At 67.8% G+C, this 12,237-nt stretch carries 10 protein-coding genes; 9 read left to right on the top strand and 1 reads right to left on the bottom strand.

Annotated features, from left to right (window positions below):
* Positions 1-124: 124 nt before the first annotated feature.
* From P0086_RS20050 to dprA, 4 genes are all read left to right on the top strand, one after another.
* Positions 125-1,066 carry an aspartate carbamoyltransferase catalytic subunit gene (locus P0086_RS20050; RefSeq protein WP_112599648.1) on the top strand — a complete coding sequence of 314 codons (942 nt, stop codon included), beginning with the start codon at positions 125-127 and terminating at the stop codon, positions 1,064-1,066.
* Positions 1,063-2,355: a dihydroorotase gene (locus P0086_RS20045; RefSeq protein ID WP_275788806.1), complete on the top strand. Its 1,293-nt coding sequence runs from the start codon at positions 1,063-1,065 to the stop codon at positions 2,353-2,355. Before P0086_RS20050 ends, P0086_RS20045 begins: the two co-directional genes overlap by 4 nt.
* 254 nt (positions 2,356-2,609) lie before the next feature.
* Positions 2,610-3,224: a glycerol-3-phosphate 1-O-acyltransferase PlsY gene (plsY, locus tag P0086_RS20040; protein ID WP_112611701.1), complete on the top strand. Its 615-nt coding sequence runs from the start codon at positions 2,610-2,612 to the stop codon at positions 3,222-3,224.
* A 13-nt stretch (positions 3,225-3,237) separates the two neighbouring features.
* Positions 3,238-4,377 (top strand): DNA-processing protein DprA, encoded by a 1,140-nt coding sequence (dprA, locus tag P0086_RS20035; RefSeq protein WP_275788803.1) that lies wholly within the window; start codon positions 3,238-3,240, stop codon positions 4,375-4,377.
* On the opposite strand, the gene P0086_RS20030 is transcribed toward dprA, so the two are convergent.
* Positions 4,309-4,563 carry a hypothetical protein gene (locus P0086_RS20030; RefSeq protein ID WP_112599644.1) on the bottom strand — a complete coding sequence of 85 codons (255 nt, stop codon included), beginning with the start codon at positions 4,561-4,563 and terminating at the stop codon, positions 4,309-4,311. The two genes, dprA and P0086_RS20030, sit on opposite strands and share 69 nt — an antisense overlap.
* 264 nt (positions 4,564-4,827) lie before the next feature.
* Here P0086_RS20030 and topA point away from each other — a divergent pair, with 264 nt between their 5' ends.
* From topA to P0086_RS20005, 5 genes are read left to right on the top strand one after another with little or no spacing between them, the layout of a single operon-like run.
* Entirely contained in the window at positions 4,828-7,518 is a 2,691-nt protein-coding gene (topA, locus tag P0086_RS20025) for a type I DNA topoisomerase (protein WP_275788799.1), read from the top strand.
* On the top strand, positions 7,515-9,869 hold the full coding sequence (rnr, locus tag P0086_RS20020) for a ribonuclease R (protein ID WP_275788796.1): 2,355 nt from the start codon (positions 7,515-7,517) through the stop codon (positions 9,867-9,869). The genes topA and rnr overlap by 4 nt, the downstream gene beginning before the upstream one ends.
* Positions 9,870-9,905: 36 nt before the next feature.
* Positions 9,906-10,364 (top strand): DUF983 domain-containing protein, encoded by a 459-nt coding sequence (locus tag P0086_RS20015; RefSeq protein WP_275788794.1) that lies wholly within the window; start codon positions 9,906-9,908, stop codon positions 10,362-10,364.
* Positions 10,361-11,032 (top strand): NUDIX hydrolase, encoded by a 672-nt coding sequence (locus P0086_RS20010; protein WP_112613718.1) that lies wholly within the window; start codon positions 10,361-10,363, stop codon positions 11,030-11,032. Before P0086_RS20015 ends, P0086_RS20010 begins: the two co-directional genes overlap by 4 nt.
* A gap of 16 nt (positions 11,033-11,048) precedes the next feature.
* Complete coding sequence (locus P0086_RS20005) at positions 11,049-12,233, top strand: MFS transporter (RefSeq protein ID WP_112599639.1); 1,185 nt, start codon at positions 11,049-11,051, stop codon at positions 12,231-12,233.
* Positions 12,234-12,237: the final 4 nt, after the last annotated feature.

Genomic DNA, 12,237 nt, shown 5'->3' with positions numbered 1-12,237 from the left:
CGCCTTACCCCGAAAGAATGCTTGATAAGAAGCGCCATCGGCCGGCCTGCGCGCACGGCCGCCTTGCCGCATCGTGGCATAGCCTCTATAGACCCCGCGTATTCACGACATCGAGGCGACCCATATGGATTCCTTTCCGCATCGCCACCTGCTCGGCATCAAGGGATTGACCGAGCCGGAAATCAACTTCCTGCTCGACAAGGCGGACGCGGCCGTCGATATCAGCCGGCAGCGGGAAAAGAAGACCTCCACCCTCAGGGGCCTCACCCAGATCAACCTCTTCTTCGAGGCCTCGACGCGGACGCAGTCCTCCTTCGAGCTCGCCGGCAAGCGCCTCGGCGCGGACGTGATGAACATGTCGGTCGGCAATTCCTCGGTGAAGAAGGGCGAGACGCTGATCGACACGGCTATGACGCTGAACGCCATGCACCCGGACGTGCTGGTGGTCCGCCACTCCTCCGCCGGCGCCGCCGCGCTCTTGGCGCAGAAGGTCTCCTGCTCGGTCGTCAATGCCGGCGACGGGCAGCACGAGCACCCGACCCAGGCGCTTCTCGACGCGCTGACGATCCGCCGCGCCAAAGGCAAGCTCTCGCGCATCATCGTCGCCATCTGCGGCGACGTTCTGCATTCGCGCGTCGCCCGCTCCAACATCCTGCTCTTGAACGCCATGGGCGCGCGCGTCCGCGTCGTGGCGCCTGCGACGCTGCTGCCGAACGGCATCGCCCAGATGGGGGCGGAGGTCTACCATTCCATGGAGGAAGGCCTGAAGGACGCGGACGTGGTGATGATGCTCAGGCTCCAGCGCGAGCGCATGTCGGGCGCCTTCGTTCCGTCGGTGCGCGAATATTTCCGCTACTTCGGGCTCGACGCTGAGAAACTGAAGGCGGCCAAGGAGGATGCGCTCGTCATGCATCCCGGACCGATGAACCGCGGCGTCGAGATCGCGTCGGAGATCGCCGACGGCCCGCAGAGCGTGATCGAGCAGCAGGTGGAAATGGGCGTCGCCGTCCGCATGGCGGTGATGGAATCCCTCCTCGTCTCGCAGAACCAAGGACCGCGCGCATGACCCGGCCGACCGTCATCAAGAATGTCCGCATCATCGATCCCTCCCGGGATATGGACGAGACCGGCACGATCGTCGTCAAGGACGGCCGGATCGCGGCCGCCGGCAAGGCAGCGCAGAACCAGGGCGCGCCGGACGGGGCGGAGATCGTCGACGGCGCGGGCCTCGTCGCCGCGCCCGGGCTCGTCGATGCCCGGGTGTTCGTCGGGGAACCGGGCGCCGAGCACCGCGAGACGCTCGAATCCGCCTCGCGGGCGGCCGCCAGCGGCGGCATCACCACCTTCATCATGATGCCCGACACCGATCCGGTGATCGACGACATCGCGCTCGTCGAATACGTGCTGAAGACGGCGCGCGACAAGGCACTGGTTCACGTCCATCCGGCCGCCGCCCTGACCAAGGGACTGGCCGGCAGCGAGATGACGGAGTTCGGGCTGCTGCGGGAAGCCGGCGCCGTCGCCTTCACCAACGGCCGCCATGCGATCCACGACGCGCAGGTGCTGCGCCGGGCAATGACCTATGCCCGCGAATTCGGCGCGGTGATCGCGCTCGAGACGCGCGACGAGCACCTGGGTGCCGGCGGGGTGATGAACGAGGGGCTGCTGGCAAGCTGGCTCGGCCTATCGGGCACGCCGCGCGAGGCGGAGGTGATCCCGCTGGAGCGCGACCTGCGACTCGCCACGCTGACGCGCGCCGCCTATCATGCCGCGCAGATCTCTGTCCCGGAATCGGCGGAAGCGATCCGGGTCGCCCGCGGCCGCGGCGCCAACGTCACCTGCGGCATCTCGATCAACCACCTGACGCTCAACGAGAACGACATCGGCGAATACCGCACCTTCTTCAAGCTCTCGCCGCCCCTGCGCGGCGAGGACGACCGCAAGGCGATGGTGCAGGCGCTCGCCGACGGCACGATCGACATCATCGTGTCCTCGCACGACCCGCAGGACGTCGACACCAAGCGGCTGCCCTTCGGGGAGGCCGCCGACGGCGCGATCGGGCTGGAGACGATGCTGGCTGCAGCCCTTCGCCTGCACCACAGCGGCGAGGTCGGGCTGACGCGCCTCATCGATGCGATGTCGACGCGTCCCGCCAAGATCTTCGGGCTCGACGCCGGTTCGCTCAGGGCGGGTGCGGTTGCCGACATCGTGCTGATCGACATCGACGAGCCGTGGCTTGCGACCAAGGACTGCTTCTTGTCGCGCTCCAAGAACACGCCGTTCGAGGATGCCCGCTTTACCGGGCGCGCGGTTCAAACCTATGTTGCGGGCAAGCGCGTCTATTCGGGGCGGTAGCGCCGGGCGCGGACGGCGGGCAACGGCTGCTCGTCCGCCCTGCGGGACTGATAGGGCCTGGCCCCTCATCCGGCCTGCGGCCACCTTCTCCCCGTGAGCGGGGAGAAGGGACATGCTGCTTCGGCGCGGTGGCGCGCCGTGAGCCAAGGGGCCTTCTCCCCGCCTGCGGGGAGAAGGGGGCGGCAGCCGGATGAGGGGCATGCCGTCATCGCAGGGAAGCACGTTCATTCGGCAATCTCGGGGGAGATTCAAAAGTGCCTGACATCCTGACCTGGCAGCTGGGACCGCTGCCGACGCTTCTGAGCCTTGCCTTCGGCTACCTTCTCGGCTCGATCCCCTTCGGCCTGATCCTGACCCGGATGGCGGGGCTCGGCGACGTGCGACAGATCGGCTCCGGCAATATCGGCGCCACCAACGTGCTGCGCACCGGCAACAAGAAGCTGGCGGCGGCCACCTTGCTCCTGGATGCGCTGAAGGGGACGGCGGCGGCGGCGATCGCGTCGCGATGGGGGCTGGAAGCCGGCATCGCCGCAGGCTTTGCCGCCTTCCTCGGCCACCTCTTTCCGGTCTGGCTCGGCTTCAAGGGCGGCAAGGGCGTCGCCACCTATCTCGGCGTGCTCCTCGGGCTCGTGCCGATCGTGCTGGCCGTGTTCGCCGCCATCTGGCTCGCCGTCGCCTTCATCAGCCGCTACTCCTCGCTTGCCGCCCTGGTTGCAATGCTCGTCGTTCCGGTTGTATTATGGTTTCTGGGGAACGAAGAGGTTGCACTGCTGTTCGCCGTCATGAGCGCGATCTCGTGGTGGAAGCACCGCGCCAACATCGCGCGCCTGATCAACGGCACCGAAAGCAGGATCGGCAGCAAGGGCTAGGACGAGAGGGCGCATGTCCGAGGGCGCAGGCAGGCAGGGAATTGCGCTTTCGGAGAAACAGCGGATCGCCTGGCTCAGGCTGATCCGCAGCGACAATGTCGGCCCCGTCACCTTCCGCGACCTGATCAATCATTTCGGCACGGCCGAGGCGGCGCTCGAGATGCTGCCGGAACTCTCCCGCCGCGGCGGCGCCGTCCGGACGATCCGGATCGCCAGCCGCGCCGATGCCGAGCGCGAGCTCGACCTGGCGGAACGGCACGGCGCGGCCTTCGTCGGCATCGGCGAGCCGGACTATCCGGCGCTGCTCCGCCAGATCGACGGCGCCCCGCCGCTTGTTGCGATCAAGGGCAACCGGAAGATTGCCGGGGACGTCGCCGTCGGCATCGTCGGCTCCCGCAACGCGTCGATCGCGGGGGCGAAATTCGCCGGCATGCTGGCAAGGGATCTCGGCGCGGCCGGCTATGCCGTGGTCTCGGGCCTCGCCCGCGGGATCGATACGGCCGCCCATCGCGCGAGCCTTGCCACCGGAACGATCGCCGCGATGGCAGGCGGCCTCGACCAGCCCTATCCGCCCGAGAACATCGGCCTCCTGGACGAGATCACCGCCGGCAACGGCCTCGCCGTCAGCGAGATGCCGTTCGGCTGGGAGCCCAGGGCGCGCGACTTTCCGCGGCGCAACCGGCTGATCGCCGGCATCGGGCTCGGGCTCGTGGTCGTCGAGGCCGCCAGCCGTTCCGGCTCGCTGATCACCGCGCGCAATGCCGCCGATTTCGGCCGCCTCGTCTTCGCCGTTCCGGGCTCGCCGCTGGATCCCCGCGCGCACGGGACGAACGGTCTCCTGAAGGACGGGGCGATCGTCACCACCGGGGTCGCCGATATCCTGGAGGCGCTGGCGCCGATGCGCGAGCCGGACCTGTTTGCCGGCCCGTCCGGCGCCGACGAGCCGCAGCGGGAGGCGATCGCCCTGCCGCCGAGCGACGGCGATCGCGGCCGCATCGCCTCCGCGCTCGGCCCCACCCCGGTGGAGATCGACGAGATCATCCGCCACACCGAGCTGCCGGCTGCGACCGTCTACCTCGTGCTTCTAGAACTGGATCTTGCCGGCCGTCTTCACCGTCACCCCGGCGGCCTTGTCTCGATCGCCGCCGATTGAGAGCGGCCGCAGTCCGGCCTGGATGTCGCCCGCCTCGACATAGGCCATCTCGATCAGATAGCGCAGCATCTCCGCGCCCTCCATGTTGGCGACGGCGCGCAGCTCGCCGAGCATCTGGCGGATATAGGCCACGTTCTCCTGCGTCCGTCCGGTGGGAGGGGCCGGAATGATCGGTTTGGTATTCATTTGCACATCCTGTCCGAATACCGCTGCGCAGACAGACGTCATCGCCGCAGCCTTCACTCCCGGAAGACGATACAACCTTTATTTTAAATTGCAACACAAGCTAGAACCCTCTTAGGTTGTACCCATCGAACGCCAGTTATTTTGCGCCCTCCTCTTGACCGGGACGTTTTCCCTGTTCATTTCGAGGGCCAAGACAACGCCGGCGCGTATCGCAGAACAGAAGGGCCATCCCGCCGGGACCGGCCCCCGGCACAGAGAACGACGATGAATGTTGTAGTGGTGGAATCGCCTGCCAAGGCCAAGACAATCAACAAGTATCTGGGTTCGGGCTACAAGGTGCTTGCCTCGTTCGGCCATGTGCGCGACCTGCCTGCCAAGGACGGCTCGGTGCTTCCCGACCAGGACTTCGAGATGTCTTGGGAGGTCGACGGCGCCTCGGCCAAGCGGATGAAGGACATTGCGGATGCGGTGAAATCCTCCGACGGCCTGATTCTGGCGACCGACCCGGATCGCGAGGGCGAGGCGATCTCCTGGCACGTGCTGGACCTTCTGAAGAAGAAGAAGGTGCTCGGCGACAAGCCGGTCAAGCGCGTCGTCTTCAACGCCATCACCAAGTCTGCGGTGCTGGATGCGATGAAGGCGCCGCGCGACATCGATATCGCGCTGGTCGACGCCTATCTCGCCCGCCGCGCGCTCGACTATCTCGTCGGCTTCAACCTGTCGCCGGTGCTCTGGCGCAAGCTGCCGGGCGCACGCTCGGCCGGCCGCGTGCAGTCAGTGGCGCTCAGGCTCGTCTGCGACCGCGAGGCCGAGATCGAGCGCTTCGTCTCGGAAGAATACTGGAACCTCTCGGCGCTGCTGAAGACGCCGCGCGGCGACGAATTCGAGGCCAAGCTCGTCTCGGCGGACGGCAAGCGCCTGCAGGCGCGCTCGGTCGGCAACGCCGAGGAGGCGAACCGCCTCAAGGACCTGCTGGAAGGTGCGGCCTATCGCGTGGAAAGCGTCGAGGCCAAGCCCACCAAGCGCAACCCGGCCCCGCCCTTCACCACCTCGACGCTGCAGCAGGCCGCCTCCTCCAAGCTCGGCTTCTCGGCGTCGCGCACCATGCAGGTGGCGCAGCGGCTCTACGAGGGCATCGACATCGGCGGCGAGACCGTCGGCCTCATCACCTACATGCGTACCGACGGCGTGCAGATGGCGCCCGAGGCGATCGACGCCGCCCGCCGGGCGATCGGTAGCCAGTTCGGCGACCGCTACCTGCCGGAGAAGGCGCGCTTCTATTCCACCAAGGCCAAGAACGCCCAGGAGGCGCACGAGGCGATCCGCCCGACCGACTTCAACCGCGTGCCCGACCAGGTCCGCCGGGCCCTCGATCCCGACCAGGCCCGCCTCTACGACCTGATCTGGAAGCGGGCGATCGCCAGCCAGATGGCATCCGCCGAGATCGAACGCACCACCGTCGAGATCGACGCCGACAATGGCGGCAAGCATGCCGGCCTGCGCGCCACGGGCTCGGTCATCCGCTTCGACGGTTTCATCGCCGCCTACACCGACCAGAAGGAGGACGGCGAGCCGTCCGACGACGGCGACGAGGACGGCCGCCTGCCGGAGATCAACGCGCGCGAGGCCCTCGCCAAGCAGAAGATCAACGCCAGCCAGCACTTCACCGAGCCGCCGCCGCGCTACTCGGAAGCCTCGCTGATCAAGAAGATGGAAGAGCTCGGCATCGGCCGCCCCTCCACCTATGCTGCGACGCTGAAGACGCTGGAGGACCGCGAATACATCGTCATCGACAAGCGCAAGCTGATGCCCGAGGCCAAGGGCCGGCTGGTGACGGCCTTCCTGGAGAGCTTCTTCACCCGCTACGTCGAATACGACTTCACCGCTTCGCTGGAAGAAAAGCTCGACCAGATCTCGGCCGGCGAACTCAACTGGAAGGACGTGCTGCGCGACTTCTGGAAGGACTTCATCGCCCAGATCGACGACACCAAGGAACTGCGCGTCACCAACGTGCTCGATGCGCTGAACGAGATCCTCGCCCCCCTCGCCTTTCCGAAGCGCGAGGACGGCGGCGATCCGCGCGCCTGCCCCTCCTGCGGCACCGGCAAGCTGTCCCTGAAGCTCGGCCGCGGCAGCGGCGCCTTCATCGGCTGCTCCAACTATCCCGAATGCCGCTACACCCGGCCGTTCGGCGCGGAGGCGGCCAATGGCGAGGGCCAGGTCTCCAGCGAGCCGCAGGCGCTCGGCAAGGACCCGCACACCGGCGAGGAGATCACCCTGCGCTCGGGCCGCTTCGGCCCCTACGTCCAGCGCGGCGACGGCAAGGACGCCAAGCGCTCCAGCCTGCCCAAGGGCTGGGCGCCGGCCGGCATCGACCACGAGAAGGCGGTGGCGCTGCTGTCCTTGCCGCGCGATATCGGCGCGCATCCCGAGACGGGGAAGATGATCTCGTCCGGCCTCGGCCGCTACGGGCCGTTCGTGCTGCATGACGGCACCTATGCCAATCTGGAGAGCATCGAGGACGTGTTCTCGATCGGCCTCAACCGCGCCGTCTCGGTGCTCGCCGACAAGCAGACGAAGGGCGGCGGCCGCGCCCGCGGCGGCACGCCTGCGGCGCTGAAGACGCTCGGCGACCATCCCGACGGCGGGCCGATCACCGTCCGCGACGGCCGCTACGGCCCCTATGTCAACTGGGGCAAGGTCAACGCGACGCTGCCGAAGGGCAAGGACGCGCAGGCCGTCACGCTCGAGGAGGCGCTGGTGCTGATCGCTGAGAAGGCCGGCAAGGGCGGCGGCACGAAGGGCAAGGCGAAGGCCGCCAGGACGACGAAGACCGCGGTCGCCAAGGCGGACGGCGAAAAGACCGCCAAGGCCAAGGCACCGAAGAAGGCGACCGGAACCAAGGCCAAGCCCGCCGCGAAATCGGCCGCAAAGAGCAAGAAAGCAAGCGAATGACGCATGACCCGCGCGACCGGTCGAGGCAGAGCAAGCGTCCCGGACGGGCGGGCCGCGACCTGCCGCCGGGCGCGGAGATTCCGCTGATCCACGGCGAGATCCCGCCGCGCGAGGTGCTGCTGCGCTTCATCGCCGAACATCCCGACAAGGCGTCCAAGCGCGAGATCTCCAAGGAGTTCGGGCTGAAGGGCGAAAAGCGGGTCGAGCTGAAGCAGATCCTGAAGAGCTTCGAGGAAGAGGGCCTGCTGGAGAAGCGGCGCAAGTCGCTCGTGCGTCCGGGCGCCCTGCCCCCCGTCGCCGTCCTCGACATCACCACCCGCGACGTCACCGGCGATCTCATCGGCCGGCCGGCCGAATGGCTGGACGATCTCGGTGTGGCGCCGGCCGTGACGATCCGTCAGCCGAGTGTCGGCAAGTCGGCCGGCAAGGCGCCGGTCGCGGGCCTCGGCGACCGGGTGCTGGCGAAGATCTTCCCGGCCAAGGACCGTGGCGGCCCGGCCTATACGGCCCGCGTCATCAAGATCCTCGACAAGCGCAAGAATGCCGGCATGGGCGTGTTCCGCGCCCTGCCGGACGGCGGCGGGCGGATCATGCCGATCGACAAGCGCGGCGAGGAACTCGCCGTCGACAGCGACTTCACCGCGAACGCCAAGGACGGCGACCTGGTGGAGATCGACGTGCTGCGGATCGGCCGCTACGGCCTGCCGCGCGCGCAGATCAAGGCGGTGATCGGTTCGGTCGCTTCGGAAAAAGCGATCTCGATGATCGCGATCCACGCGCACGGCATTCCCTACATCTTTCCCGACAGCGTCCTGAAGGAGGCCGCGGCCGCAGGCCCGGCGACGATGGCGCACCGCGAGGACTGGCGCGACCTGCCGCTGATCACCATCGACCCGGCCGATGCCAAGGACCACGACGACGCGGTCTATGCGGAGGCGGACACCGCGCCGGAAAACCCCGGCGGCGTGATCGTCACCGTGGCGATCGCCGACGTCAGCTACTATGTCCGGCCCGGTTCCGCGCTCGACCGCGAGGCGCTGAAGCGCGGCAACTCGGTCTATTTCCCCGACCGCGTCGTGCCGATGCTGCCGGAGCGGATCTCCAACGACCTCTGCTCGCTGAAGGAAGGCGTCGACCGGCCGGCGCTCGCCGTGCGCATGGTATTCTCGAAGGAAGGCCGCAAGGCGAGCCACACCTTCCACCGCATCATGATGAAGAGTGCGGCCAAGCTCTCCTACCAGCAGGCGCAGGCCGCCATCGACGGCGCACCGGACGACAAGACCGGCCCCATCTTAGAGACGATCCTGAAGCCGCTGTGGCATGCCTACCGCGTGCTGACGGTCGGCCGCGACCGCCGCCAGCCGCTCGAACTCGACATGCCCGAGCGCAAGATCCTGCTGAAGGAGGACGGCACCGTCGACCGGGTCGTCGTGCCGCCGCGGCTCGATGCGCACAAGCTGATCGAGGAGATGATGATCCAGGCGAACGTCGCCGCCGCCGAGACGCTGGAGAAGCGGCAGCAGTCGCTGATCTACCGTGTGCACGACGCCCCCTCGCTCGCCAAGCAGGAGACGCTGCGCGAGTTTCTCGGCACGCTCGACATCGCGCTGGTACGCGGCGGCAACATGCGCGCCAACCATTTCAACGGCATCCTGAAGAAGGCCGAGGACAAGCCGTTCCAGCAGATGGTCAACGAGATGGTGCTGCGCTCGCAGAGCCAGGCGATCTACAGCCCGGAGAACATCGGCCACTTCGGCCTGAACCTGATGAAGTACGCCCACTTCACCTCGCCGATCCGCCGCTATGCCGACCTGATCGTGCACCGGGCGCTGGTGGCCTCGCTGAAGCTCGGCGAAGGCGGCATCACCATGGACGAGGAGGCAGCCCTCGACGACATCGCCGCCGAGATCTCCACCTTCGAGCGCCGCGCCATGGCGGCCGAGCGCGACACGGTGGACCGGCTGATCGCCCATCATCTCGCCGGCCGGATCGGCGAGGAGTTCCTGGGACGCGTCTCGGGCGTCACCAAGGCCGGCCTCTTCATCGTATTGCCCGCCTATGGCGCCGACGGCTTCGTCCCCATCTCCACGCTCGGACGCGACTACTATATCTACGACGAGGCGCACCAGGCGCTCTCGGGCGAGAAGACCGGGCTCGGCTACCGGCTCGGCGACGAGGTGCAGGTGAGGCTCGCCGAGGCCGTGCCGCTGGCAGGCGCCCTGCGCTTCGAGATGCTGAGCGAGGGGCGCAAGATGCCGACGGGCGTGCGCTCCTTCCACAAGGCCGGCCGGCGCGACCGGGCGGGATCGCGGCGGCAGCCGGGAACGCGGCCGCCCCGAGGCCGGCGCTAGGACCGGACGGCTGGCCGTGAAGCAAGAGTTGTGACGATGCAGGCGACATTCGAACAGAAGCGCAAGGGAGCGGCCCCAGCCCATCCGGAGGACCGGCCGGCGGCCCGCTCCATCCGCCGCGGCCTTCTCGGCCGCTGCCCCGCCTGCGGCGAAGGCCGGCTGTTTGCGTCCTTCCTCAAGCCGGTCGATGCCTGTTCGGTCTGCGGCGAGGAAATGCACCATCATCGCGCCGACGACCTGCCGCCCTACCTGGTCATCACCATCGTCGGTCACCTGGTGCTCGGCGGCTACATGATGACGGACCTCATCCTGCCGTTCAGCACCTGGATGCACCTGGCGATCTGGGTGCCGCTGACGCTGATCGGCGCGCTGGCGCTGATGCAGCCGGTCAAGGGCGGCGTCATCGGACTGCAATGGGCGCTGCGGATGCACGGTTTCGGCGGACAGGCGGAGGCGCCGGAGGACGAGCTGCCGCAGCGCGACGCCGGCGCATGAGCGGGCCGAGCCCGCTGCGGCCGGTGGATGCGGCGTCGGTGATCCTCATCGACCGGTCGGACGACCGTTTCCGCGTCCTCGTCGGCAAGCGCAGCAGCCGGCATGTGTTCATGCCCGACGTCTACGTCTTCCCCGGCGGGCGGCGCGATCCGCTAGATTCGCGCATGCCGGTCCATGCCCCGTTCCATCCCGCAGCCTTCGAGCGGCTCAAGCAGCGAACGCCGGTGCGCACGGTTCCGGCAACGCTGCGCGGCCTCGGCGTCGCGGCCCTGCGGGAACTGCGCGAAGAGGCCGGCGTCACCGTCGGAAGCGCGGTGGACGGCGCGCCTGCCGGCAGCCATCTCTTTCATCCCGACCTCTCCCGGCTGCGCTTCGTCGCCCGCGCGATCACCCCGCCCGGACAGGTCCGTCGCTTCGACACCCGCTTTTTCGCCCTATTTACCGACGATGCGGAGATCGACCCGCAAACGGTGCACGACAGCCCCGAGCTTTCGGACCTGCGGTGGATTGACATCTTCCAGACATTGAAAGTCGATATGCCCGCGATCACGATCTCCGTTCTTGAAGAACTGAAGACTTCCCTCCAGCAAGATCCGTCCCTGCCGTTCGGCGGGCAGGCGGCCTTCTTCATGCACCGTCGTGGCACATTCGTCCGGGACCTATTGTAGAGCGATGGAATCACGCATGTCAGATCCCAAGTCCGGGACCTCTTCCACGCCCGACAGCATCCACTGGCGCTCGCTGATCGCCGCCATGGCCTCGATCGCCGCCGTCGGCATCGCCATCGGTCTCGGCCTGCCGCTGCTCAGCATCATCATGGAGAAGCGCGGCATCCCGACCACGCTGATCGGCCTGAATTCGGCGATGGCCGGCGTCGCCGCCATGGTCTGTGCCCCGTTCACGGCGCGGCTGGCGCACAAATACAGCACCTCGACCGTCATGGTCGCCGCCATCGTGCTCGCCGCGGCCAGTTCGCTCGGCTTCTACTACATCCAGAACTTCTGGCTCTGGTTTCCCCTGCGCATCGTCTTCCACGGGGCGACGACGATGGTGTTCATCCTCTCCGAGTTCTGGATCAATGCCGCCGCCCCGCCGCGACGGCGGGGGCTCGTGCTCGGCATCTATGCGACGGTGCTGGCGCTCGGCTTCGCCAACGGGCCGCTGCTGTTCTCGCTGCTCGGCAGCGAGGGTCCGGTTCCTTTCGCGGTCGGCGCCTTCGTCATCCTGCTCGCGGCCGTGCCGATCCTGATCGCCCGCAACGAGAGCCCGGACATCGACGAAAAGCCGGAAATGCATTTCATGCGCTACATCCTGCTCGTGCCAACGGCGACGGCGGCCGTCTTCGTCTTCGGCGCGGTCCAGGTCGGCGGGCTGTCGCTGTTTCCCGTCTATGCCACCCGCGCCGGCTTCAGCGAATCGCAGGCAGCGCTGCTGCTCACCGTGATGGGCGTCGGCAACTTCCTGTTCCAGATCCCGCTCGGGCTCCTGTCCGACCACATGAGGGACCGGCGCAGGCTGCTGTCGATCATGGCGCTGATCGGCATGGTCGGCGCCGCCTCCCTGCCGCTTCTGTCGCAGAACTGGCTCCTGATGGCGGTGGTGCTGCTCTTCTGGGGCGGCTGCGTCTCCGGGCTCTACACGGTCGGGCTCAGCCATCTCGGATCCCGGCTGACCGGGGCGGACCTTGCAGCCGCCAACGCCGCCTTCATCTTCTGCTATGCGGTCGGCACGGTCGCGGGCCCGCAGGTCGTGGGCGTCGCCATCGACGTTGCCGGCGACGACGGCTTTGCCTGGTCGATCGCCTTCTTCTTCGGGCTCTATGTCGCCCTTTCCCTCGCCCGCATGGTGTTCCGGCCAAAACGGGCTTGACTTT

The organism is Mycoplana sp. MJR14 (assembly GCF_029210525.1).
Classification (GTDB): domain Bacteria; phylum Pseudomonadota; class Alphaproteobacteria; order Rhizobiales; family Rhizobiaceae; genus Mycoplana.
Note: the sequence above shows the minus strand (reverse complement) of the source record. Positions and strands in the feature narration are given on the sequence as shown.